Genomic DNA, 23,720 nt, shown 5'->3' with positions numbered 1-23,720 from the left:
GTAATTAAAAAAAGCAATGGAATTCGTTCCATTGCTTTTTTTCTATTTTTAGGATAGGTGAGTCAAAGATTTACTTGATATTATTTAATTTTGTATAACTATGTCAGCTTGTTCTAATGGAGTTTCAACCTCCATATAATAATCTTCGGCTTTCCAATATCTATTTAGAAATTTTTTAATATTGGTCTTAGTGACTTCGCATTCACGATTGAATCTCATTTCTCTCGAACTGTCCAAATCTATTATAATATCGTAAAAATTTCTCCAAACTTTTCTTTGTAAAAAATACTCCTTCGATAACAATTACACAAGTATCAGGTACCTCAGTTATCTCCAAGCTCTGAGTATCAGAGCCGTAATCATAAGTGAGCAATTGCAATTCATTAGATTTTTTTAGTTTTTGGAAGAGATTTTCTTTTAACCATTTAACATCCCATTGTAATTTGTAATACTCAATCCACTCTCCGTAACCAGTGTTGTAACGCCTTTTTTTCTCAACAATGTAATCATCTATATGAAAAAGGCAAACTGAAATATTTTTTTCTTGAAGATGCTGCACAACTTTCTTTGTCAGTGTGGTTTTCCCAGAACGGCTTAATCCGGCTATTCCAAGAACGATTCTTTGATCTTGTTCAGGCCTAGGAATCTTATTAATTATATTTAGTATTTTATGTTCCAAATATATCCACTACTCTATATATACATATCATATTTTCTTGTTTAAAAATAGCTGAAGAATTTATCTTCAGCTATTGCATATAAGTCTCTATTCTAAATGGAACTCCCTGTATTTAGGACTTTACTTGCTTACATTACTAGTCACACTTTCTTAAAGAGTGCATCTTTAACGTGTTCTGGTATAAAATTTGATAACCTACCACCTTTGAAATAAACTTCTGGATCACTTAGCCCAGTTAAGCTACTTAGTTTCATAACATCAGAAAGGCTCCATCCAGTTATATCAGGCATTCCTTTTTACCCTCTGTTTTTATTTCTACTTTTGAAGCATATAGTAACCCTGTTAAGCGCTTTTTGTAGAATCCAAATTCGTTATTAAAAGTATGGTTGTACTGTACAGCAATTGACACTGTTTTTGTTTATCTTCTATTTAACACATAATTACGAATTATTTCAGCAGCGCAATTTAGATAATTCCTACTTTATCACTTCTTCTTTCAAGCAGGACAGTATCTCGCCACACGCCATCCATGTATCCTATACGTTCACGTCTTCCTACTTCTCGAAATCCATGATTTTTATGTAATTTAATACTACCGACGTTTTCGGGGAATATCCCAGACTGTAGCATCCAAAACCCATTCTTTTCACTATTTTCAATTAAGGAATCCAAGAGTAAACTCCCAATTCCCTTGCCACTTTCTTTTAAACTCACATAAACACTTACTTCTCCAACTCCAGAATATACACTCCTACTTGATATTGGACTTAAAGCAGCCCAGCCCACAACTTTTCCTTTTGAACGTGCCACTCTTCTACAATTATTAATATGGCCGTTGTCCCATTCCTCCCAAGAAGGAGCTGTTTTCTGGAAGGTTGCATTTCCAGTAGAAATGCCCTCAAGATAGATTTTTCTTACTTGTTCCCAATCATCTGATTTCATTTTTTCTAAAACAATAGTACCTTTCATACTATACACCTACTTTAGTTTAATAAGTAATACATTTCAATTAAACTAGCAAAAAACCTTTTTCTTCACATTTTGTTCTTCTCTAATCGGGTCTTACTAAAATAAGCACCTTCCTTGTTCCAGAAAGGCGCTTTGATTGCTGAATTTATTACTTACCAAGTGAATGATGTAAATACAAAAATGAAGCTACTGTGGATGTAATTCCACCTAATATAATGGTCAGATTTGTTCCAATATTATTAGAGAGAATCCCAGCTAGGAATGCTGCTACAGGCATAGAAATCCATGTCATAAATCTGCTTGTCGCCTGCACTCTTCCTAAGAGATGATCGGGGGTTAGGGATTGCCTTATCGTAACAATACATGGATTCATCATAGAAGAGGCTAATGTTCCTACAGCATTCAATATAATTAAACAAATGTAACTTGTAGACAAACCAAACAATACTATGGATAATCCGCCAATTAGAGAAGCAAAGAAAAGGATACTGCGATACGTAAAAGATTCCCTTACCTTTGTTGTTATTAATGCACCGCATATAGCTCCTATCCCACCTATTGAAATCAATAGACCCACCTTTTCTGACGACAAGCTTATTGTATCTGTCAAATGAAAAACCATCATCGTTAAAAACATAGTAGTACCAAAAACAGAAACTAACATTGCTAAATTGGTAAACAATATAGGCTTGGAATGGAACACAAATTGAAACCCTTCTTTTATATCTAACCAAAAGCTATTTCTCTTAAATTTCTTACTATCCTCAGATGTATTCATGTTAATGCTTAATACTGTTAGGAAGGCAATAAAGAAGCTCATACTATTGATTAAGAGTGCATATCCTGGATTATATAAGCTTATAATCAAGCCTCCGATTCCTGGAGCAACTAATACAGCTGTATTGAAAAAACCTGTATTGATTGCATTAACAGAATGCAAATCACTTTTACGTACCATTTTGGGAATAGATGCAAACTGTGAAGTGTTATAGATTTGGCTTAAAACCCCAATAGTAAAAGCACCTGTATATAAAAACCACATATCTAATATTCCAAAAATAAAGAGTAAGCCAATTATCCCTACAATAATACACCGAAGCAAATCACAGAAAAGTAATAAATATTTTTTATTAAATCTGTCTGCAAGGACACCTGTTAATGGTTGGAAGAGAATAGGAAGCCTCTCAAGTGCTGCAACTATTCCCATACTTAATGGTGATCCTGTAATAGACAAAACTATTAGTGGAATAGCTAAAAGGTATATTTGATCTCCGCAAAACGAAATTAAGTTGCCTCCCATAAATCGAAATACTGAATAGTTCTTTCTGAGTTTAGGAATAGAATTCATTTGTATTACTGGATCAACCATCCAAACTCCCCCCTTTACTACTTATTAAGAAATCGTTCAAACTCTACCGAAAGACTTTCTAATGCATTAAATTCTAGACAGTACTTAGAGTTGTTAATCGAAACAATTCTAGCTGACCTAAGAATTTTCAGATGATGGTGTATCGTTGATTTGCCTAAATCTATCTTTTCGGTTATCTCCTGTAATGTTAACTCCTTCTCATTCAGTAGCTTTACAATTCTGAGTCTTACTTCATCCCCTAAAGCTTTATGTTTTAAAACGAGAGAGTTATCAGGTACATAACGATTACTAGGATTAATACTTTCATTTGCTACTGGATAATAAAAGACCTTGGTTCCTTTTATATCAGCTTCTATATTCCACGGACGATAAATAAATTGAGGAATTAATAATACTGTCCTTACACTAGGTTCTGGTAAGTAGTTGATTCCGCCTGTAGCCCACTTCACTAAATCCTCAGGAGACATTTGTGAGAGCATTTGTCTTTTAGATTTATAGTCATTTCTTAATATAAAATTAACTGATGAAAAATCATCTTTTTCTATAACTTCGTTATGCCATCTTGTCATTACATTTATCAGATGCTCTTTCAAAAGCTCTTCGTCAATATTACATATGAAGTCTATGTAGTTGGGCAGGAATTCATTGTTTGCAGTTAAAGATTTCAATTGAGCTATCGCAATCTCTTCTCCATGTGAAGCATTCACTCTAGTTTCTTCTGTTTTATAGCCTGTAAATGGGAGACTGATATACTTCAATTCCTGAGAAGAGAGCTGTTCTATATATGCAGTAAACTCAGTCATACTCTTGAATGATTGCATATGAAGTATTTGAAGTAGAGCTTTCCAAGTATTATTTTCTTCAACATACTTTAATTGTTTTATTAACTCCTTAGATAATGAGCTCTTTAAATTCACTAAATAATCTTTTGATAATTCTAATGTATTAATTAAAGATTTATTTGTTATGGCAGCAATTCCTAAGGCTGTTTCCCACAACAATGAGTATTCTAGTTTGATTTCATATGTTTCTCTTTTTCTATTAGTGATATTAATTACGTCCATCTTGTATACTCTCCCTCCCATTACCTCTTTTTTACAATTTTATAATATCAGCTTTATATTTTCAATAAATATAGAATTTTAATTCTAAGTTTATCGAATGAAAAGGTAGCGTTTTTAAGAAATATAAAAACGCATTTCATATTCATGAAACGCGATTCGTTTGTTGAATAACAATATTATAAATAGGTACTTTCATTTCTAAAGAAGTATTCATTCCTCGTAGTCCCTAATTATTTCATCTAGTGATTTGTCGTAATCATCCAAACTCCTTTGGTACTCATAGATGATGAACATATTTTCCACTACATATAAATTGTGAGAAACCATATTATATTTTTCTGTTTTCCTTTTAAAACTTTTACTTGCCTCTTTGGCTAATAAATTACTTGGATATTTATAAATATGTAAAAAATCGCCGTCTGTAACTTTCAGATGTTGAGGGCTTTTTCCCAGTTGTCTATTATCAAACATGGATCCATTGTTAATTGTCACTTCTTGATTCTCAAATTCTACCTTGCTTAGATACTCTTTAAACTTGTCGATATTCCCTTTATATAAAAGGTAACTTAAAGCTAAAAGACAAACTAAAGTCAGTAGAATGAATTTAAACTTCTTGATAAAGTAACCCCCTTTTCAACGTTATTCAGCTATTTATTTAATAACAGACATCCTCTTTCCTTACTCTTAAATAAAAGAAAGAAAAATTTAACTTTTATGTACTAGTTAGCTATTTAATTGGAGCGCTTATAGTTATGCAAGCTTTTAATGGAACTTTAACTTCATCAATGTTAAATATGAATTGGGAATGTTTAAGGAAGATTAGATCATTTATGTTGAATGGCTATGTTTAGGATTAGGGTATTGTTTGGAACTCTATATTTGTTATCGATAATGAAGTGAATTAAGATAGAGATATTTTCACATTTTATTTAAATCTATATTATCTTGATATTAACAAGAAAGAAGATAAATACTGTTATATATACAACTACTCTGCTCATAGTCATTATCCCCTTTTCATATTAGACGCATTATTTCTTATCACTTTATAAATGAGAACATTAAAAAAGATACCCACTACAGAAAATAAAATAATCTTAATAAACCCTTGTTGTCCATCAAAAGGACTTTTCATTTTATATTCTGCTTCTCTATTTGCCTTTATATATTGTCCATTTTGTCCTTCAACTGCTATTGCTTGGTCTGTACTTATACCTTTAATTGAATAGTATTTAGTCCCTTGCATATAAGCATTAGAGAAGTTACCAGAATACTGTTCCATATCCGAATACCTTGTAACATGTCCTATTTCATTATCTATTTCCGTTACATATTCATCACTTATCACATAGATATATTTATCCCAAACTACAAATGGATAAGCCCAAGATGTTGCTAATATCTTACCTGGAAAAAAGAAAATGAATAAAACTGCAATAGATATTAAATGTTTACTTTTCATTCAAATCCCCCTTTCTTTAATTTGTCGTTTATGGTTAATATAAGTTTCAATGAATAATGTCATGCAGGATAAGGCAGCTCCGTTAACCTAAATGTAATATTCTCCATTCTGGTCTTAATGAAAAAGGACACAAATAACTGTGCTCTTTTTTATAAATAACTATTTAAAAGAATCGTCCCTGCTTAAAATAGCTTTTCCCCGCTATACAACTTTGTTTCTTGAATTACTACCCGCATAGTATCTTTAACCTTTCATGTATTTTGGAAACCAATCTCTTGGAACTGTTTTTTTCAGTTGTAACAGGGATTGCCCATTCACCTGATTTACTTTTTTCCTACTTACGGCCTGAGTGTATCTAGAATCCACGCGTTGCTATTATGATGTGTTGTATCCATTCTATTTCCCCCTTGTTTAAGCCCTAATATTAAGCCCTAATACGATAAAGAGCGCACATTCTTATTCAAGAAAGGCGCTTTTAATTGCTGAAGAACACTTTTTATTTAACAGACTTCCTAAAACAATCGACAACTTTTTAGTAGCTCTTTTTGGTGCTTATTTATGGGCACTCCCTATGCATATGGGATTTTTTGAATACTTTAAAAACTGGGGCATTTAACTCGTTCTTTGTAATTTTAGATAAAGTTCAGTTCAATATGTTATAATTTTACAATATGACATATTTGGAGTGTTTTAATTGATTAGAAATTTACCATTACTACTAGCTTTTTTTCTTGTAGGTCTAAGTTTAAGAAGCATTACAACAACTGTAAGCCTACCTCCATTTATCTATTGGACAATGCTATTATTTTCAACAGTGCTTCTTATTTGGAGTATGATTGCTTTAATTTTAAACTTAGGTGTAAGAAGAATTGAGAAGATACGTTCAAAAACGGACCTTTAATAGTAGGTCCGTTTTTGTTTTAGACGTTTATTGTTTTTCATATAACACTTACGCTTCTAATTGTTGAAGATTGAACTTAGACTAGCTAACGTTAATTGAACAAATAATTTAACATATCAGATACGATCAAAACGATAACGGCAGATGTTTAGATAGAATCGGCTAAACGGTTGGCTTCGTCCATAAGTTTCAAATTGATCATTGCGTCAATCACTAATTGGAGAAGTTCTTGGTTGTCACGCAAGACACTGTTAAGCTGAATGTCCCTAAATAATACAAGTCGTGAAGCAACTGGTGTAGAATTAAGGTATTCCTGCAACAACTCTAATCCTGGCTCTATGTCTGTTTCCATTGGGAATGGTATGTGTTTTTCACCTTGAAGTAGTGGAGTTGTAACGCCAAGCCCATCCCGTGTTTGGATACAAACATTGCTTTGCCTTTTAAATTCGATATACTGAACATAGCGATACGGATTGTTAATACAGGGTATCTGGATTTTCTCGGCTAAAAACTTAGTTACTCTTTTTCGAACTTGCTTTTCATCTTCAGATGGTTGATATGGTGAGTTAGCAGCCTCTGAAGCCCATTGATCTTTAGCTACTAAATAATGCTCTTCACTATCAAACTGATTATAGAACAGTTCACTATCATTCAAATTTACTCTTAAAAATTCACATAGATTCCTTGCAACTACACGCGTAGGACGTTCAAAATCCATTGGACAAACGCAAACAATAGGTGCTACCTCAAGGTCAGTTACAGAGCCATAATCAGTAAGGAAGCCATAATGAACACCATCTAGACCATTATTCCCAAATACAACCACATCACTTGGTGTATTATAGTATCTGTAATTTTCAAGAGAAAGGTAAAAATTTAGACCAAGGTAAAATTGTTCTGGATCACCTAGTTCATTTTGTAACTCAATTAATTTTTGGAGTGTAGGTGGTACATAGTATTTACCAAAATTATTACTCATTAAAGTTAGCCCCTCTTACTCCTATAATTTTAATCATAAATTATACCTGATCACCATTACCATGATTATCTGCCTATTTATCTTCTACAACTGCTCCTAGAACAAGGGCCTTTGCATAAGGTTGGTTTTGTAACTTCTTTAGCTTTTCTGTAGATCCAGTTACAACCACACCAATAACTTTAACATCCTTCGGTGAAGGCTCCCTTTTTCCTTGACGTAAGAAATCATAAATTCTTTTATACTCGTTTTTATACTTTTTAGTCAGTTCCAATCCACTTTTTAAGGCAAGTATAAAATCTTTCTCTGTTCCATCACCATACTCAATATCCCCCTTTTGTGCATCAAAACCATATACATAATGAGCAGCCTCAGGCATATCTGATTCATTTAGATACTTTAGATTATCATTAGTATCAACCCAATACCAAACCGGTGAAACCTGTTCTGGCAGCATCTTTTTAATTTCTGCAACAGTGTAGTTTTTATCGAAGGAAATTGCCATCTCAGCATATTTATTTGGGTGTTTTTCTAATAGAGGTATATCATTTAAGTAATGAGTATAAGTGACTTTTGGGTGATAGAACTGCATTTCCCTTTGCATTGTGTCAGTATGATAGATATGTCTTTTACTTGGTGCTTCTTCACCTTCACTAAATTCGAATTGGTTACGACTACTAATTCGACTATAACTATTTAGAAAACTATATTCATACACCTCTTCTCCCCATAATATTGGGATTCCCTCAATTACTTTAATAGCCTTATATTCTACTTCTCCACCAAATAATCCACTTCTATTAACATCTCCAGACAATTGATGATTAGGACGGGTTATTTGATCAATCATTGCTATATCTCGTCCCATATTATCAGCACCTCGATATGTTAATTGTAAAATACCAATGAGGATGATAGGAACTAGAATAATTGTTACAATGATGGAAATAATGACCTGCTTAATAATAGCTCTCTTCTTTGCCTTTTTTAACATGTTATTAACTGATTGCATTTCCAATTCTATATCTTCATTTTTTTGCATCTTCAGAACCCCCGTATACTTTTTCAAATTGTTTTCTTGCCCTGTATAACCAAGTTTTCACTTTGTCTTCTTTTATATCTAGTGTTAACGCAATCTCTTTATATGACATATTCATTTCATATTTTAATAAGAGTATGTGTTTATAATCAGGTTTCACATGGTTTAATAATTCATCAAACTCGCGCTTCTGCTCTGCTGTTAAAACAATGGATTCTGGGCTTTTTTCTTCTATTAGATGTTTCGGTTCAATTGGTATGTGAACAGTACGTTTATTCTTTCGACACAAATCATAGTATTTGTTTAGTGCTACTCTAAACAACCATGAGTTAAGCTTAGCTGGATCAATTTCTCCTATATATGATAAGGCTTTGATCATAGTATCTTGGATTACATCATGTGTATCAGCTTCATTAACCCCAATTTTAAGTAAATATCGATAAAGCATCTTCATTTTTTCTTTTAGCAAATCCTCAAACTCATATTTCATCTCTTCCTCCTTTCCATTTTATAAACGTATAAAAAAAGAAAAATGTATACAAAAATTCTTAAAAATTTTTATGCATACGTACTATTTATTTTTACGTTCTCTATTTATTTTTTGTTTACTGAATGATCCTTCTCCCTCCCTAACTTTAACAACGAAAAAACGCAAATGCTATTAAACATTTGCGCTTTTATTACTGTAGTTAAATTTTTTGTTAAACTAACATACTCCATTAGTTCAAGAATTTAAAATATAATAGCAGTCTTTTTCAATTAAAACTTAAGATATTTAGGATTAATCTGTTGTTTATACTTTGTTTTATTTTTAATTTTCTTAGGTTCAAATTTAGGCTTCCTATACAGTTTTGATAAAAACTCATCAAATGTAGAAGCTAAATGAGTCTTTCCCCATGGTTCTTCCGCTTCCCAAGTTTCCCAAAATTGAACAACAGATGGAATTTCAGCTTCTTTATAGTAATCCAATGCAATAAAATGATGATAATCCCCCCATAGTATCACAGTAGTGGAAGGAGATACAGGCAAATTACATTCTTTAATCCAGTATTTAGATGCAAGAATCCCATTGCCATGATGAGGTACTTCTAAATCAACCCCTTCCATATGATCCATCCAAACCAATCTATCTCCATCATGGTCAAAACGATCATAATGAACAAAACCACCGTTTTGTTCTTTTAACAGATTTATATAAGACAAGGGAAGCTTTACTTGTATTTGTCTCTCAGCCTCTTCAATCATACGATCTGTGACAGGTTCATAATCCCAAGAATACTGATCCGACCAAAAGTCTTTACCCTGATAATATTCTTTTTTCATTAAACCTCCCCCTTTCTTAAAATTCCTTAATTGCCTTCATACCGCTATGTACGTTCAACTAACCACTTAAAGAAATAATAATGCAATATAAGGAAATAAATTAGGAAAGGGTAACACAAAGCAGAATACCACATCTTCCACTCATTATATTTAATAAAACCAACTTTATAAGATATAAACTCAAATACAATAGTTATTAAAGTAAAACATAAGATAAAAACCAATTTCCTTTTTTTCGACTTATGAAATGGGTAAAGGTTTAGTAATATTACGCTTGTTGTACCATATAAAATAACTTGACCAATTAATGGTGGTATTTGTATTCCAGGCTTATCAAGAACATAAAACTTATATTTTACTGCAAGTATTGTGTCAACAAGAAGACCAAATACTATTGCAAACATTGTAGTTACATAAATTTGATAAGGCTTCATTTTTTTAGGAATGTTATACGCCACGAGCAAAAAAATAAAGCTTGCTGTATAAACAAAAAGCGTTTGTGGTTCCATTACGGTTCCCCCATAAAAGTTGCATTGCATCTTATTATCTAAATGTTATCCACTATTGAGGATCATTGTTGAACGAACGCACCCTTTACTTGTAGGGTCCTTTTTTAAAAAATATTTTCCTTTTAGGTACTAATTCTGTAAAAAGGCGGATAGTAAAACCTAGTATAGTCCAATAAAAGCACCAATTAATTCCCAGTATATAGGACCCCATGATAACTTAAACCCAATGCTTGCTTCAATTACAGAAAAAGCTGTTCCGAGGGCCTTTCCAATATCTATAAGCGTAGTACTTAACGATGATAGTGTTCATAGGTAATCACCTTAAGAAATACAATATTTAACTAATATCATTCCTTAAAGCTTCTTTATATATCCCTTATTGAATTCTTCTTCTCACTTAGTACTAAAGCTATCCGTTTGCCATCCAGGACTTACACATTAATAGCACAATATATAAATCATGTGAAAATCATTAATTATTTCTTTCCTTTTTTTCTAAAAGTATAGGAGCAATATTTAGTATGATAGAAACAATTGTCAAAAACCATAATGCCCTTTCCATACCAGGTACTACATCACCTACAGCTGACCAATCTTCCACTTTTACCCACATAGATACAAGACGATATTCTGAACAAAGTGTTAATGCTGTAAATGATAGTCCTATCGCCATAGCAAGCTTATAATCCTTTCCTACTTTATACATATAAAGATTTATAAAAGTTGCTACTATTGCAATAACCCCAAATATCATAAATAACATTACTAACCTCCATATTTTGTAGTGTACTGAATGTGTATCATCTCAATTTATTTGAATTACTTATTTATACGACATTAATGCGTTACATCTTATTTTATAGTAAATGCTCTTCGTTTTGTGATTTCTTATTGAACAAAAGCTGCCCCGTAGTTTAAGTGTAAGTCTTCACAATCTAATTTCATTCTATTTGATCTTCCCCGATCTGTCCTAAACTGAAAATAAGCGCATTTCCATGTTTCAGAAAAGCGCTTTGTTGACAATCTAATTCCCACACTATCTTTTTTCAATAGCCATTCGTAAGGTGGAAATGACTCCGAGAAACAGGACTAATGAACAAACCATTTTTTCAAATAGTGTTCCAAACAATTGTTGTATAAACCCGTAAGTCCAAAGTATGACGAAGAACCAACATATAGTGGTTATCCATCTATTGAATTTTAATTGTATGTTTGCACCAACAGTTATTGTAAAAAGACCTCCAATAATAGCAATAATTGAGTTAAGTATAGATAATGGTAACTGATTCTCCAGGGATTCAGACCGTCCTCCATTAACCCATGTTAGTGGAATAATGCCCATAATTATGAGAATATGAATTAAGATTATCAAAGAGTAAAAACAGCACCCCATAATTACGGTCGTTCTCATACTAACTTTCCTTAGTTTTTCAAACATCACCAACACCAACACTCCCTGTTATATTCTATATCTGCTATTTACTAGCGTCCTAAACAAGGAAACTCAGACGCCTTGAGGAATGTTTCTAAAATGATATCAACACGAAAATAGCCCTTCCATTAATTTATACGCATTCCTATCTCAGAAATGCGCTTTTCTATATGTAGTATATATAGAAATAGTTAACAAGGAAGATTTCCTGAAAACCTCAAGACTTTCCCATTCATTTCAGTGTTTATTTTCTTCATACCGTTTTTGATATAAAATGATATTGCGTTGTGGTTAGTTGGTGAAACCCTAAGATGATATTCATTCACTCCATTATTTTTAAAGAAATTAAGTGCATAGTTGTGAAGCAAAGTACCATATCCCATTCCCCGTTTTTCAGAAATTAGATAATATAAGTTAACATAACCAATTTGCTTTCCATCAAATTCTTTCAAAGTTAGTTCAAGTTGTCCAATAGGCTGCTGATTTTCTACTGCTAATACGAAACCCTCTGGGTATTTCTCCGACTGCTGTTTTAACCAGTCCAGATAATCTTCTTCACTTCCAAAATCATCATCAGATCCAAAGCTAACAATAAAAGAATCTTTTCTAAATTGAATTACATAATCTCTGTGTTCATTTAGGTCAATTGGTATGAATTCCATACAATCACCACTCATTGAAGAATAAAAGTTCTTCAGATAAATCTATTACCTTCAAAATTTTAAGATCTTATTCAATATGGCCTTAAATTGAAATAGCGCCTTTTCTCATTACAGGAAGGAGCTTTTATTGCGTAAGATTGGTTATAGATCTAGAGTAGGCCAGAAATGCTTTAGTGCTTCATTAACTGCCCAACTTTGGTGTTCGTGAAATAAATTTGTTATAGCTTGAGAAGGTTCAATCCATTTTAATAAATGGCCTTCCTCAATTGATTCACTTACTTTCTTTCCAATCTTACATATATAGAAATGACCTTCACTGAGATAATGCTTAAGTTCGATTGTAGAATAAAAATATCGATTAGCACATCCTATAAAATCACCTATTTCAATCTCAACTCCCATCTCTTCTAAAGCTTCTCTTATTAAACATTCTTCGTGAGACTCACCTTCTTCTATTCCACCACCTGGAAGAAAATACTTTCCATCATCTGTTTCGAGAATAGCTACTTTATCATTTTCATCATTGAAGATTACACAATACACTGCAGCTCTTAATATATATTCTCTATCTTTCTCTTTTTTCCCAAATGTAAGAATACCCAATAGTCACCTCCTCCCTTATTTATATATTTCTCATCAATAAGCTGTTCATCACATGATATTACCATAGTATGGAATTATGAAGAATAAAGTCAATTCCATAAAAATAGCGCCAATCTTTACTAAAGAAAGTGCTTCGTTTATTGATGATTATCTATTTATATTTCTAAACAAATAGAACTTGTTTCATTAGGAAAGTCAGCTCGTGATAGCTTTTTACCTGTTATAAATTCTCTAAAAGATGTTATTGTACCATCATGTGAGACAACAAAAATTCTTTTTCCATTCTGTTCTTTACACCAATCGATGAAATTCTTAGCGATCTCCCTAAACTCCTTTTCTGGCAATACGTTTATCCCATCTGTCCATATCTTGTTTGGTAATCCTTCATGTAGATAAAAATCAGGAAATTCACTTAGTATCTTTCTTTTTTCTAATAATTTATCACATGGTAATGTTTTTTGCCTTTGGTATTTGAGGGAATATTCTAGGTGAAACTATTGGTGTTGTAATCTTTCTACATAATATTTTATGACTCCATATTTCCGCAGTCTGTAGAGTTCTTCGTAAGGGACTTACTATCAATATATCATCTTCATTAAGTGGCATTTCTTCTGCTAAACCTATAGCCTGCATCATGCCCATATTAGTTAATGCAGGATCATATATATGTAAGCTTTGTGGAATATTTAAAGTGTGTTCACCTTGTCCATGTCTAATAAAAATAATCTGCACTTATTATCATCCTTTATACCATATGAATACACATCCCTGTTATAGAAAGGCACCCTATAGTTTAATAACTTTTTATGGCATATTCACTTTCCAAATATCATCCTCTTTTATCACCCCAATAAATAAAGAGTACGAAATAGAACCATATGAAACCTTCAAATTAACAGCATCTTCTTTTGATGAAATAGAGTCATAATTTCTAAACTTCAACGCTAAATCACCTTTCCACTTTTTATCATATTTTCAAAATTTCAAACACCAAATATAACAGTACCTCCGATTATATAGACAATAGGAAATAAAAATAAAAGTAAGTTTACTATTATAGCTCCAATTGCTAAAGTGTTCTTCTGGATTTGGTACGCTTTAACAGCTAAAAACAGACCGGTGGAACAAAAAACTAGAGGGGAAAATATCGGTAAGCCTTGTATCTTTTCAATAATAATAAAGTCGAAAAAGAAAGTCGTAATAAATATAAATGGAATTAAGAACAGAAAATACGAAAAAATCATAAAATATTTTTGCATCGAAAAACCCCTGTGATAAATAGTCTTGTCTTACATAAATACTAACACATGGAATATATAAGATTCTCTTTATAAATGAATTACTTCTGTCTTTGTTATAAAAGAACGCAAAGGTTAATACACATTAGCGCTTGATTACTTAAGAACACAAAATTCACTATTAGCTCTAGTGTTGTTATGTAGTATATCATTTGCATATTTTGAAGAATCGAAGTGGGACCTTCTTCACCTTGCGTTTCCTTTACTAAAATAAGGTATATTCCAAGAATAAAAGTAATTAATAAAATGATATAAATAGCCAATACATCGAAGGAAAGTTATATGTAACAGTTGAAACTCCCGTAATATCATATAATTGTGCTTTGTTTGCTGAACAACGGTTCAATTAATTTACAATTCTAATTGAACAACTTTCCCATTATCCTGTTCTTATTTAATTTACGATACTTTTTTCGTTATTATTAAACTTTTTAATAATCCAAGTAACAATAATACTCAATAATATTAAGAAAGATATAATACAGGCAATGGTTATTATCGGTTGGTATTTAAGAGCATAGAAAAATTTATCAATTTCATAAATTTGTTTTGGATCTGTAGCATTCATAGGAGTAAAGATGATGTGTTTTTTCCAATTTTCTTCGAGCATTATATATGAACCCGTCCAAGAAGTTGCGAAGAAACTATATGCAAATATAGGTAATAAAAGTATGAAGGTAATAATTCTTTTCAATTTTAATTCACTCCTCACCCTATAATTCATTTTAACGCATCAAAGCCTTCTGTATATCAAATGTACTGAACCATCTATATTGCTGATCATCAATAATACGAAAATGTTGGCTAACTAAATTTTGCTGCAAAAGAATACTATCCTTTTTACTTATTTCTTTCCATTAAATTCCCGTTGAAATGAGTAGATCATGTAATAAATGATCTACTCATTATTAGGTTTATTGTGTTTATAGTCGATTAATTTGATTGCTAAATGATCTTTTATTTCTTTATTGACAATTAAAGCTGGGTTAACACCAAACGTTAAAGTATCTGTACCAAAAAACTTTTGGTTGTTCATATCCCCGTTGTAAACATTAGCTGTAAATGTAACGGTATAGGGAAAATGTTGATTATTAATTTCCTGCTCTACTTCGTAATGGATTTCAACGACATTATATTTATTATCCCAGTCGTACGTTAAACCAGTTGCAGAAGGATCTTTATAATATTTTTGAGTCTCTTTTACAATATGGGGCATAAAAAGCTCAATCATAAAGTTTTTAAGATATTGTTCTTGTGTAACATCATGAGTAGCATTATATAAGTCCTCGCTATAACCTTTACGATGAAAATCTTCCGCACATGCAATTTGTAATGAAATTAAAAGAGTCATTGGTAATAGAAAAAGCGAATGAATAATTGGTTTCATTTTCCACCTCCTCTAACTATAATCTGTAAAGAAATACAATTTATACATTAATAAAAGAGTGGATAAGTATCCTTACACATAAGAAAAACACTTATCCTTGTTCATGATAAGCGCTTTTATTGCAGAAGATTAAAAACAAATATGCTCCTTTATAAAGGCTAGATATTAATGATATTATCATTTCAAATGAAAAATTAGGACTTCAAAATCATAATTTAAACCTCTCTCCATTCCATTAAAAACTCAACTTCGGAAGTCTGTTCATCCAGTCGTTCCTCTTTATTCACAAAACCATTTCTCAAATAAAAATTAACTGCAACATCATTTTTCTTGTAAACTTTCAATTGTATATTCTTCCTTTGTTTTTTTATAAAGTTCAATAATTCTTTTCCATATCCATTACCTTGATTTTCAATATCAATAAACAATGCTGCCAAATAGTTATCTACCATTGAGATGAAACCCACGATTTCTTTTGCATTGCATATAACATAATTTTCAGACATCGGAAAGTATATTTCTTTCATCTTATGTCGCTGAGAATTCCAATAATCTTTATCAATAAAATCATGAGCTATTAATGAACCTTCATACCATATATCTACCATTTTATCAAATTCTATTTCTTTACTTAATCTAATTTTCATATTATCATCCATCCTAATAAGAATAGTATCTAAGTATCCATTAAACATTAAACTTATTAACAAATATTTAAAACTCCAGAATCTCGCCCTAAACTGAATTAGCATCTTTCTATGTTCCAGAAAGGCGCTTTTATTGCTGAAGATCATTAATTTCGTAAAAAGGAAAATCGAATTTATTTGTTCTTAAAAATAGGAATTAAGATATCAAAATGAGGATTATTAAAAACACGATCATTCGGGTACCTTTCGTGTTTTATCGGTAAATCATCGTAATATTTCACACCCGGCTCTACATAAGGGGTATAATTACTTTCCTTAAGCCATTGAAGGATTTTGTTATAAGTTTGACCGATGTCTTGTCCCTTTTTGTGATGCGTCAATAAGTAAGTCATCTTGGGTACATTTATTTCTACCATACCATCGGGAAGTTGTTGTTCTTGAGTAACTTCATAAACAGAATAATGAACAAATCCATCAGGCCTAAGATGATAGGATAGACCTAATTGAGTCTCTGGATTGACAACATGATCTAACTCTCCTACTCTACTACTCATACTTATAATAAGTTTTTTCAAAGTATTAATTTCCGTGTACGAGCCACCCCACTTTAATCCGATTCCTCGATACTCAGGTATCTCAACAATTTCATAATTGAAGTTTTGCACTTAGTATCCATCCTTCATAATTTAAGTTTTAAAGTTAATTTTCCTAGGAATATTCACAAAACAAGTTCATATTACATTCTGCTTGGTTCTTATTAACTCCTTTTTCTTCAAGAAAATGGCCATTAACAGAAATAAGCATCTTCCTTGTTCCAGAAAGGCGCATTTATTGCAGAAGATCATTAATTCAAAATTTTTTAGCACTAAAACTAATGTAAAATGCAGTTTGATATTTTAATTAATTATCAATTACCAAATTCATCCTTATATAGTAATATTTTATAGTCTCCCCCATGAGAGGGGGTGTGAACATGGATATAAAAGACATAATAAAAGGATTCTCTGACTATGAATTGAATGCAATTCAAACAAGTTTAAATTTTTATCTTTTTAGTAAAGAATCAAAAAGCTTAGAAAATCTTTTGAACTTAATAGTTGAAGAAATCAACAATAGAAAACACTAGATACTAGTGTATTCCATTTTCTATTCAATCTAACAACAAGGTATTACACAAAGGGGGAGACCCTCGGTTTATCTCATTAAGTCTTAGTTAACAACCACTATTTGAATATCCTCTGTTTAATAATTTATGTAAATTAAAATTGAACGTGTTTGCTTCCACATTCTTATAGATTCGATAAAAGTTCTTAAAGAATGTGTTCGATATTGGATCTGTAAAGTAATGTACTTTATTTCTTTATGTTAAAGATTCAATAGTAAACACATGTATCCATCCTCTAATTGTGGAATAATTACTTGTTATTATTGACTTTTTGTTTAATTATCCCATATTTTTTTAATGCGAACTCAATACCATCTTCACTTGATTTTTTAGTTATGAAATCTGCAACTTGCTCTTTTCTATTATAATTAGTAGCTTATTCAATGTAAGCGATTCCGCCTAAATGTGACATAACTTTTTTCAAGTGGTGAATAGTTGTTACATAGGTTTATTACTGTTTTGGAGGCTATTCCATCAATTCTAGTGTAAAACACTTAGTAATTTGGTTTATACACACTTTTGCGAATGCTCAAAACCAAGGGGTTTAGATAAAGAATTTATAAAATTAAGAAAGGAATAAATCCCCATTAAAAATTACCTCTTCCAAACAACTTTTCTCCAGTCCTCGAATCTAATAAACGTATAAAAGATTTAATGGGATTTGAATTTCTTGAAACTAATATAGATAAAAATACATATATTATAAAAAAACAAATGGGGGAATTTATTATGTTTGTTACATTATTATTGCCAACAATCGAACCCTACGGTAATCCTGTTACATTCTTTAACCCATATGCACATCACATAAGAAAAGTTGAATTCTTTAATTGGATAGCATCCGTTGATGAAAAAAGCAGACCATATCAAAATGTTGAGCTTTTACTAACTGAAGAAATTGAGAAACATCAAAAAACTTTTATAGAAGGACAACAACAACCAAACACCAATTTTGTACCGACTGGATAAGGTGCTAGTTATTAATTATAAAATATTTCTTATGTCGCTATTTAGGTCTAAGAGTCATTGTAAAAATCTGATCCTTAACTGAAATAAGCAACTACCATGTTATGTTAGTTCAGGTCGTACCAATATTACTTTTACTTCTTTCAATCAACTGCTGTATTCCATACAATAAATATGCTTTGTAATGTATATATATAAAGAATTGGAAATAGTTTAACCTTTTTAGACGAACAATTTTAATTTTCTTTAAGAAAGGAATAAAGAGAAAAGCAAATAATCCATTCGCTATCGCATTAATCAATACAAATTTTTTGAAGTTACCATATGAAAATTTAAGGAACCACAAAGACATAGGAAAATAGGGACCTATATCAAAAGGAAGTTCATCCCTTATAAATGATTTTGGCTTGTCATAAAATTCCCACCACTTCCTCTTACGTCCATACAAATGATTTATAATTTCAAAAATAGCTATAAAAACGGCCGCTAAAGAATAACGTTTGACACTACTCTTACCTATAAATACAACAGAAAACCAGGGTAGAAGTATTAAAAATAAATTTAATATTTTGTGCCTCTTTGAAGCCATATGCAAATACACTCCTTAAGGAATTGTTCCATTACACTGTTCCTATGCTCATAAATGACAGCATGTAAAATCGGAAAAATTCATAAATCATATTTACTTATTAATTGACTACTTGATTAGTGGAATTTATTAAAGCGTACCAATAACTATTTAGAAGGCAGGGATAGAATTACTTAGGAAATTTATTCACTATGTTTTGAGTTGGGACTGTGGGATATATGACAGCTTACAAAGTCAATATAACTCCACTGACGAAAGATGTTTACTTTTGCCAATTAAGAGAGTATCGTGTAAAGAGATAGTTTGTTATTGACAAATAATCATAGAAGGTAGTAAGAATAAAGACTTCATCGTATCTCCTCCATTCACCTATAATATCCCAAATCCGTGTATATATTCATTCTCGCTTGGACTCAAGCCTTTCTCTTCAACGAGACCAGCTATAAAACCAAAAATTCTGAGTTATATAATAGCTTATAGAGTTTAAATGAAGTATAAATCTTATCAACCAAGTGTTTCCTATGCCAAACTCAATAAACTTCAATTTCCCTTTAAAGTGTAACTCTTCACAGTCTCAATTTCATTCTGATTGATCTTTCCAATCTGGACTAACTGAAAGTAGTATCTTTCCTTTTTCCAGAAAAGAGCTTCTATTGCTGAAGGTGATTATAGAACTAAACCCTCATTATTTTAATACCTTTATCAGCTCAATTTCATCTCTGATTGGTATACCATCATTACCAATTAAGGGTATCTCTGGTTTTAACTTTCTTGCTTTCTTAACAGCATCAATAAAAATCTGTGACAAGATAAAACCTCGTTTTTGATAAAACTTTAGTGCTAATAAATTATCATTTGTTGTTATAAGTTTAACAAGATTACAATTTTTCTTATTAGCAAGGTTTTCCACTTCTTGAAGTAATAATGAACCTATACCTCGCCCCTCTTCAATACTATCTAATGAAATAATTTCGCACTCGTTATTTCTTATTATGTAAGTAATTAACCCAATAATTTTATCTTCTTTATCTATGACAGCAAATCCATCTAAAGAGCTACAATCGTAAATCCCACTGGATACAACCATTTCTGGACTTCCCCAATGCAACTTAAAGAAATCTATTATTTTATTACCCGATAATTCCTCAATTGCTTCTATATTCATATCAATCCACCTCTATTAAAATATCTTTGATTCCTCTTCATTTTTGTATTAGAAAAAAAGCGGCCTTGAAGAATCCAATTTTATTCATTAATTAATCGCATCTAGTATTAGAAATGCAAAAATAAGTACATCCCCTTGATTTCGCAAGTCATATCTTTTCGAACAAAAAATTACTCCTAGGGTCCTCCAAAAACTAAATTTCCCGAAAACTTGTTTTTAATATTAAATTAGCCTTTTGGGTATTTAGAGAGGTATCCAGCGAAATATATGGATTTTCTTTACTATCAATTTTGCAAGCACTGATAGAGGCTTTTATTCCGAGCTGTTTTAGGCGTTGCTTATAAAAGGTGTGAAGTAAAAATTGCATCTGTGGACATAAAGATCAGCTTGGTTTCTTTTTTTATTAACGATAATAAATTTAAAAGTCCATTATTAACTAATTCAATTTCATTTTTATCACTCATAAGAGCCCATATAATCACATCAGGAACGGATTTATCTAGTAAGGACAACAATGAGGTTTTATTGGAAACATCTGTTTTGATGATATTGATACTATTAGATATTGTACGCGAGGTTCCGTACACAGTTATATTTTTTAAAAGTGCTTGAGCCATTATACTTGAACCGAAAAATCCTTTTCCACCTAAAATAAGTATTTTCATTGTATCCCCTTTGAATATAGAGCTATGCTTTTCTCAAAATTCATTTTCCTAATTTTAACATATCAACTTAGTTTGTAATATAAAATAAGCACCTTTCCTAAGATAGGCGCTTTGTTTATTGAATATCAATTACTGTTGAATAGTATAGATGTATTGCGTATCAAAATTTCTATCTATCATTACTTCTCTAGTTGAACAATAAAACCACTTAACCTTTAGTTTTAGTGTAAGCCTATTCATTCTCTATTTTAATTCTGTATAACTAAATCGGCTTGTTCTATTGGCGAAACTGTTTTCATATAATAATCTTCTGCTTTCCAGTATCTTTTTTCAAACTTCTCAATGTTTTTTTGTGTATCAACACTTTCACGTTTGAATCTCTCTTCTCGTACACAATTCAGATAAATCATAAAATCGAAGTAATTTCTCCACTCTTTTCTTTGTAAAAATACTCCTTCAATTATAATTAGACATGTATCTGGTATCTTGATCGAATATAATTTTTGTGAATCTGAAATAGAGTCATATGTTAATAATTTTAATTCATTAGATTCTTTAAGTCTTTTGAATAAATTCTCTTTTAGCCATTCTACATCCCATTGCAAATTGTAATACTCATACCACTCTTCATTACCAGTGCTATAACGTTTTTCTCTCTCTACAATGTAATCGTCTATATGTAAAACACAAGACAAAATATCTTTTTCTTGAATATGCTGTTCGATGCTTCTTACTATTGTAGTTTTACCTGAGCGACTTAATCCATCTATACCGAGTACAACCTTTTGACCTTTTTCAACTTTTGGAATGTTTTTCAATAATGTTGTTAGTTTATCTTCCAAGCCCAATCCCACCCTACTTTAATATACAAAATTAAATTAATCTGTTCCATTCGTTAAAGTGTAACTCTTCGCATTCTAAATTTCATTTTAATTGTTCTTCACCAGTTTGTCCTTAAAGTAAAAGAAGCACCTTCCTTGTTCAAGAAAGGCGCTTTGTTTGCTGAATAGATAAATGAAACCTTTGTTACTTCAACCGTAACTGAAATATGGAGGTGTGTAATATCATTAGAAAATTTTTTACCTTTATTCTAACATCGATAGCGTTATTAGGTTTAAACTTTGGTATTAGCATTTTATTTAATGTGTCTTTTGTTGATTATTCCTTTTTTGTAGGTTTACTTGGTGCGGTTTTTGTTTATTTTTTTAGTTCGTCAGGTGGTTTTTCAAGGAATAACCTAGATATGCTCGCCCAAGCTACTACAGGTTTTAAAATGGAAACTAGTAGTAAAGAAGAAAAGAAATTTCACCCTTCTACCGCCTTTTACACTTCAATCTTGTACACGGTTATAGCAGCAATTATCCTTTTCTACACTTATAAAGAATACTTCTAATAAACTAAACACACACATTTTGGGAAATGTGTGTGTTTTATTAATTCATACTAAGTTAGCTTCTATATTCATGATTTGCCTTTTACTGAAGACAGCTATGGAGTTCATCGTTAGTTCAAGAAGGCCCTTCATTTTTACAATCTATTCTTCCATTACCTCCACTTTAGAGGCAGACATTTGGAGAGGATCAGAATCTAAGATAGGACTATCTTTGTCCCTCCACACCCTTACTAATTGACCAACTTCAAATTTCTTAGAAGTATCTTTAAAATAAAATCTAACAGCTTTTCCGTTTCTTTTGCTAAGAAGTTCACTTGCACTATATTTTTTAATCATTTCTTTAGATACATCATTAATTACAGTCATACTTTCTTTTTCCAACTGAACAATTCGTCCTTCGATTTCAAAGTCATCTGATTTCATTATGGTATCTGATTTCTCAGTGTTGCTGCATCCTACCAAAAGAGTCAAAAGCAATATAACAGAAAACAGTTGTTTATTTTTCAACTTAATTCTCCTTTAATTTACTTGACACCATTGATGTAAACGGGATTCATAATTGTTCCAAAAAATCACTTTTTGTTGAATAAGGGACAGTCTTTTATCTTCACCTATTTCATAGTAAATGTGATAGTGTCACCTATCTCTCTTCCTCTATTTCAAAAATAGAATCAATTATAATCGGAAGATTGTCTCTAACAGAAATTGCACCTAATACTGAACGGGCATGATTACCTTTATCTCCGAATACTTGTAACATTAATTCAGAGCAACCATTTAAAACTTTATGATGCTCTTCGAACTCTGGCATTGCATTTACAAATCCCTGAATTTTCACTACTCTTTTAACTTTATCTAAAGAACCTAAAGCCTGTTTTAATACAGCAAGGATCTCAATTCCAGTTTCACGTGCATATTCATACCCTTCTACAGTTGAGAAATCCTTACCTAACTTTCCTTTCGGATTACCTGTAGGACCTTTTCCAGATACAAACATTAATCCATTTACTATAACAAAGTTAGAATACTTAGCTTGAGGGTCACTTGCATCAGGCAAATTTATACCCAAGCTCTCTAGTTTTTTTGCAGCAGTATTTTCTGTCATTAAAATCCCTCCATATCATTGGTATAAATATCCAAGTTATGAAGTTAATATTAACATTTATTTACATCAGAGGAATATATTGTTTTAATTTTTCGTATCATTTTTCTAACTAACAAGTCTACTACTGCACTTCTCCAATTTTGGCTTTACGTAAAAACCGCAAATACTGTTACTCATGCGTGCTTTTATTGTAAAATATCACTTAGGTTAAAGGACAATAACTGCCATAAATGAATACTCCCTCTTTATTTTAATTTTATAGAAAGTTTATTTCCTTCTTTAATCTCTTTACCTTCACCTATACTTTGTGAAGTTACAAATCCATTTCCTTCATGTTGAATCTCTAACCCAG

At 31.3% G+C, this 23,720-nt stretch carries 28 protein-coding genes and 2 pseudogenes; 3 read left to right on the top strand and 27 right to left on the bottom strand.

Annotated elements, in window-relative coordinates; all coding sequences use genetic code 11:
* Positions 1–84: 84 nt before the first annotated feature.
* The 6 genes and pseudogenes from ACEWK1_RS20935 to ACEWK1_RS20910 all read right to left on the bottom strand — a co-directional run bounded on the left by ACEWK1_RS20935 (position 85) and on the right by ACEWK1_RS20910 (position 5,543).
* Positions 85–679: pseudogene (locus ACEWK1_RS20935) on the bottom strand (kinase).
* Between the two features lie 140 nt (positions 680–819).
* The gene (locus ACEWK1_RS20930; protein WP_416636620.1) at positions 820–969 is read right to left on the bottom strand and encodes a hypothetical protein; all 150 of its coding nucleotides are present in this window, start codon (positions 967–969) and stop codon (positions 820–822) included.
* A 175-nt stretch (positions 970–1,144) separates the two neighbouring features.
* Complete coding sequence (locus ACEWK1_RS20925; protein WP_212138322.1) at positions 1,145–1,648, bottom strand: GNAT family N-acetyltransferase; 504 nt, start codon at positions 1,646–1,648, stop codon at positions 1,145–1,147.
* A 148-nt stretch (positions 1,649–1,796) separates the two neighbouring features.
* Positions 1,797–3,017: an MFS transporter gene (locus ACEWK1_RS20920; protein ID WP_212138323.1), complete on the bottom strand. Its 1,221-nt coding sequence runs from the start codon at positions 3,015–3,017 to the stop codon at positions 1,797–1,799.
* Between the two features lie 17 nt (positions 3,018–3,034).
* Positions 3,035–4,081, bottom strand: a complete 1,047-nt coding sequence (locus ACEWK1_RS20915) for an ArsR/SmtB family transcription factor (protein WP_212138324.1) — start codon at positions 4,079–4,081, stop codon at positions 3,035–3,037.
* A 1,006-nt stretch (positions 4,082–5,087) separates the two neighbouring features.
* Positions 5,088–5,543 carry a hypothetical protein gene (locus tag ACEWK1_RS20910; RefSeq protein WP_212138325.1) on the bottom strand — a complete coding sequence of 152 codons (456 nt, stop codon included), beginning with the start codon at positions 5,541–5,543 and terminating at the stop codon, positions 5,088–5,090.
* Positions 5,544–6,237: 694 nt separating this feature from the next.
* On the opposite strand from ACEWK1_RS20910, the gene ACEWK1_RS20905 reads away from it, so the two are divergent.
* Positions 6,238–6,444: a hypothetical protein gene (locus ACEWK1_RS20905; RefSeq protein ID WP_212138326.1), complete on the top strand. Its 207-nt coding sequence runs from the start codon at positions 6,238–6,240 to the stop codon at positions 6,442–6,444.
* 148 nt (positions 6,445–6,592) lie between these two features.
* On the opposite strand, the gene ACEWK1_RS20900 is transcribed toward ACEWK1_RS20905, so the two are convergent.
* From ACEWK1_RS20900 to ACEWK1_RS20835, 14 genes are all read right to left on the bottom strand, one after another.
* Positions 6,593–7,423, bottom strand: coding sequence for a hypothetical protein (locus ACEWK1_RS20900; RefSeq protein ID WP_212138327.1), 831 nt, complete (start codon positions 7,421–7,423; stop codon positions 6,593–6,595).
* 73 nt (positions 7,424–7,496) lie between these two features.
* Positions 7,497–8,462 carry an anti sigma factor C-terminal domain-containing protein gene (locus ACEWK1_RS20895; protein WP_212138328.1) on the bottom strand — a complete coding sequence of 322 codons (966 nt, stop codon included), beginning with the start codon at positions 8,460–8,462 and terminating at the stop codon, positions 7,497–7,499.
* Positions 8,449–8,949 carry an RNA polymerase sigma factor gene (locus tag ACEWK1_RS20890; RefSeq protein ID WP_212138329.1) on the bottom strand — a complete coding sequence of 167 codons (501 nt, stop codon included), beginning with the start codon at positions 8,947–8,949 and terminating at the stop codon, positions 8,449–8,451. The genes ACEWK1_RS20895 and ACEWK1_RS20890 overlap by 14 nt, the downstream gene beginning before the upstream one ends.
* Before the next feature lie 269 nt (positions 8,950–9,218).
* Positions 9,219–9,782: an SMI1/KNR4 family protein gene (locus ACEWK1_RS20885; protein ID WP_212138330.1), complete on the bottom strand. Its 564-nt coding sequence runs from the start codon at positions 9,780–9,782 to the stop codon at positions 9,219–9,221.
* Positions 9,783–9,826: 44 nt separating this feature from the next.
* Positions 9,827–10,291, bottom strand: a complete 465-nt coding sequence (locus tag ACEWK1_RS20880) for a CBO0543 family protein (RefSeq protein WP_121662127.1) — start codon at positions 10,289–10,291, stop codon at positions 9,827–9,829.
* Between the two features lie 472 nt (positions 10,292–10,763).
* A complete protein-coding gene (locus ACEWK1_RS20875) occupies positions 10,764–11,054 on the bottom strand; it encodes a hypothetical protein (protein WP_212138331.1) in 291 nt (96 codons plus the stop codon).
* 860 nt (positions 11,055–11,914) lie between these two features.
* A complete protein-coding gene (locus ACEWK1_RS20870; protein ID WP_416636619.1) occupies positions 11,915–12,385 on the bottom strand; it encodes a GNAT family N-acetyltransferase in 471 nt (156 codons plus the stop codon).
* Between the two features lie 141 nt (positions 12,386–12,526).
* Entirely contained in the window at positions 12,527–12,988 is a 462-nt protein-coding gene (locus tag ACEWK1_RS20865) for an NUDIX hydrolase (RefSeq protein ID WP_416636618.1), read from the bottom strand.
* Between the two features lie 441 nt (positions 12,989–13,429).
* The gene (locus ACEWK1_RS20860) at positions 13,430–13,720 is read right to left on the bottom strand and encodes a histidine phosphatase family protein (protein WP_416636617.1); all 291 of its coding nucleotides are present in this window, start codon (positions 13,718–13,720) and stop codon (positions 13,430–13,432) included.
* Between the two features lie 72 nt (positions 13,721–13,792).
* Complete coding sequence (locus tag ACEWK1_RS20855) at positions 13,793–13,930, bottom strand: hypothetical protein (RefSeq protein WP_416636616.1); 138 nt, start codon at positions 13,928–13,930, stop codon at positions 13,793–13,795.
* A 750-nt stretch (positions 13,931–14,680) separates the two neighbouring features.
* Positions 14,681–14,980, bottom strand: coding sequence for a DUF4306 domain-containing protein (locus ACEWK1_RS20850; protein ID WP_212138334.1), 300 nt, complete (start codon positions 14,978–14,980; stop codon positions 14,681–14,683).
* 204 nt (positions 14,981–15,184) lie between these two features.
* Positions 15,185–15,673: a DUF3888 domain-containing protein gene (locus ACEWK1_RS20845; protein ID WP_416636615.1), complete on the bottom strand. Its 489-nt coding sequence runs from the start codon at positions 15,671–15,673 to the stop codon at positions 15,185–15,187.
* 215 nt (positions 15,674–15,888) lie between these two features.
* Positions 15,889–16,320, bottom strand: coding sequence for a GNAT family N-acetyltransferase (locus ACEWK1_RS20840; protein WP_251394729.1), 432 nt, complete (start codon positions 16,318–16,320; stop codon positions 15,889–15,891).
* 173 nt (positions 16,321–16,493) lie between these two features.
* Entirely contained in the window at positions 16,494–16,985 is a 492-nt protein-coding gene (locus tag ACEWK1_RS20835; RefSeq protein WP_251394731.1) for a GyrI-like domain-containing protein, read from the bottom strand.
* A 308-nt stretch (positions 16,986–17,293) separates the two neighbouring features.
* On the opposite strand from ACEWK1_RS20835, the gene ACEWK1_RS20830 reads away from it, so the two are divergent.
* Both ACEWK1_RS20830 and ACEWK1_RS20825 read left to right on the top strand, forming a co-directional pair.
* On the top strand, positions 17,294–17,446 hold the full coding sequence (locus ACEWK1_RS20830; RefSeq protein WP_251394733.1) for a hypothetical protein: 153 nt from the start codon (positions 17,294–17,296) through the stop codon (positions 17,444–17,446).
* A 768-nt stretch (positions 17,447–18,214) separates the two neighbouring features.
* Positions 18,215–18,454: a hypothetical protein gene (locus tag ACEWK1_RS20825; RefSeq protein WP_212138338.1), complete on the top strand. Its 240-nt coding sequence runs from the start codon at positions 18,215–18,217 to the stop codon at positions 18,452–18,454.
* 109 nt (positions 18,455–18,563) lie between these two features.
* Here the strand turns inward: ACEWK1_RS20825 and ACEWK1_RS20820 are convergent, their stop codons facing one another.
* The 7 genes and pseudogenes from ACEWK1_RS20820 to ACEWK1_RS20790 form a co-directional block, all read right to left on the bottom strand.
* On the bottom strand, positions 18,564–19,040 hold the full coding sequence (locus tag ACEWK1_RS20820; protein WP_251394735.1) for a hypothetical protein: 477 nt from the start codon (positions 19,038–19,040) through the stop codon (positions 18,564–18,566).
* A gap of 685 nt (positions 19,041–19,725) precedes the next feature.
* On the bottom strand, positions 19,726–20,205 hold the full coding sequence (locus tag ACEWK1_RS20815) for a GNAT family N-acetyltransferase (RefSeq protein ID WP_416636614.1): 480 nt from the start codon (positions 20,203–20,205) through the stop codon (positions 19,726–19,728).
* An 87-nt stretch (positions 20,206–20,292) separates the two neighbouring features.
* A pseudogene (locus ACEWK1_RS20810) lies at positions 20,293–20,382 on the bottom strand (SAM-dependent methyltransferase); the annotation flags it as partial.
* Positions 20,383–20,543: 161 nt separating this feature from the next.
* The gene (locus ACEWK1_RS20805; RefSeq protein WP_416636613.1) at positions 20,544–20,870 is read right to left on the bottom strand and encodes an NAD-dependent epimerase/dehydratase family protein; all 327 of its coding nucleotides are present in this window, start codon (positions 20,868–20,870) and stop codon (positions 20,544–20,546) included.
* A 248-nt stretch (positions 20,871–21,118) separates the two neighbouring features.
* Positions 21,119–21,712, bottom strand: coding sequence for a kinase (locus ACEWK1_RS20800; protein WP_416636612.1), 594 nt, complete (start codon positions 21,710–21,712; stop codon positions 21,119–21,121).
* Between the two features lie 692 nt (positions 21,713–22,404).
* On the bottom strand, positions 22,405–22,770 hold the full coding sequence (locus ACEWK1_RS20795) for a DUF3221 domain-containing protein (RefSeq protein WP_416636611.1): 366 nt from the start codon (positions 22,768–22,770) through the stop codon (positions 22,405–22,407).
* Between the two features lie 133 nt (positions 22,771–22,903).
* On the bottom strand, positions 22,904–23,368 hold the full coding sequence (locus tag ACEWK1_RS20790) for a RidA family protein (protein ID WP_212138344.1): 465 nt from the start codon (positions 23,366–23,368) through the stop codon (positions 22,904–22,906).
* Between the last annotated feature and the right edge of the window lie 352 nt (positions 23,369–23,720).

Source organism: Metabacillus sp. YM-086, assembly GCF_048059995.1.
Classification (GTDB): domain Bacteria; phylum Bacillota; class Bacilli; order Bacillales; family Bacillaceae; genus Metabacillus; species Metabacillus litoralis_B.
Note: the sequence above shows the minus strand (reverse complement) of the source record. Positions and strands in the feature narration are given on the sequence as shown.

Excerpts from the sequence above, each read along its gene's own strand:
- ACEWK1_RS20930 (WP_416636620.1), bottom strand. The coding sequence starts at position 969 with ATGCCTGATATAACTGGATGGAGCCTTTCTGATGTTATGAAACTAAGT.
- ACEWK1_RS20925 (WP_212138322.1), bottom strand. The coding sequence starts at position 1,648 with ATGAAAGGTACTATTGTTTTAGAAAAAATGAAATCAGATGATTGGGAA.
- ACEWK1_RS20920 (WP_212138323.1), bottom strand. The coding sequence starts at position 3,017 with ATGGTTGATCCAGTAATACAAATGAATTCTATTCCTAAACTCAGAAAG.
- ACEWK1_RS20915 (WP_212138324.1), bottom strand. The coding sequence starts at position 4,081 with ATGGACGTAATTAATATCACTAATAGAAAAAGAGAAACATATGAAATC.
- ACEWK1_RS20910 (WP_212138325.1), bottom strand. The coding sequence starts at position 5,543 with ATGAAAAGTAAACATTTAATATCTATTGCAGTTTTATTCATTTTCTTT.
- ACEWK1_RS20900 (WP_212138327.1), bottom strand. The coding sequence starts at position 7,423 with ATGAGTAATAATTTTGGTAAATACTATGTACCACCTACACTCCAAAAA.
- ACEWK1_RS20895 (WP_212138328.1), bottom strand. The coding sequence starts at position 8,462 with ATGCAAAAAAATGAAGATATAGAATTGGAAATGCAATCAGTTAATAAC.
- ACEWK1_RS20890 (WP_212138329.1), bottom strand. The coding sequence starts at position 8,949 with ATGAAATATGAGTTTGAGGATTTGCTAAAAGAAAAAATGAAGATGCTT.
- ACEWK1_RS20885 (WP_212138330.1), bottom strand. The coding sequence starts at position 9,782 with ATGAAAAAAGAATATTATCAGGGTAAAGACTTTTGGTCGGATCAGTAT.
- ACEWK1_RS20880 (WP_121662127.1), bottom strand. The coding sequence starts at position 10,291 with ATGGAACCACAAACGCTTTTTGTTTATACAGCAAGCTTTATTTTTTTG.
- ACEWK1_RS20875 (WP_212138331.1), bottom strand. The coding sequence starts at position 11,054 with ATGTTATTTATGATATTTGGGGTTATTGCAATAGTAGCAACTTTTATA.
- ACEWK1_RS20870 (WP_416636619.1), bottom strand. The coding sequence starts at position 12,385 with ATGGAATTCATACCAATTGACCTAAATGAACACAGAGATTATGTAATT.
- ACEWK1_RS20845 (WP_416636615.1), bottom strand. The coding sequence starts at position 15,673 with ATGAAACCAATTATTCATTCGCTTTTTCTATTACCAATGACTCTTTTA.
- ACEWK1_RS20840 (WP_251394729.1), bottom strand. The coding sequence starts at position 16,320 with ATGAAAATTAGATTAAGTAAAGAAATAGAATTTGATAAAATGGTAGAT.
- ACEWK1_RS20830 (WP_251394733.1), top strand. The coding sequence starts at position 17,294 with ATGGATATAAAAGACATAATAAAAGGATTCTCTGACTATGAATTGAAT.
- ACEWK1_RS20825 (WP_212138338.1), top strand. The coding sequence starts at position 18,215 with ATGTTTGTTACATTATTATTGCCAACAATCGAACCCTACGGTAATCCT.
- ACEWK1_RS20820 (WP_251394735.1), bottom strand. The coding sequence starts at position 19,040 with ATGGCTTCAAAGAGGCACAAAATATTAAATTTATTTTTAATACTTCTA.
- ACEWK1_RS20815 (WP_416636614.1), bottom strand. The coding sequence starts at position 20,205 with ATGAATATAGAAGCAATTGAGGAATTATCGGGTAATAAAATAATAGAT.
- ACEWK1_RS20805 (WP_416636613.1), bottom strand. The coding sequence starts at position 20,870 with ATGAAAATACTTATTTTAGGTGGAAAAGGATTTTTCGGTTCAAGTATA.
- ACEWK1_RS20790 (WP_212138344.1), bottom strand. The coding sequence starts at position 23,368 with ATGACAGAAAATACTGCTGCAAAAAAACTAGAGAGCTTGGGTATAAAT.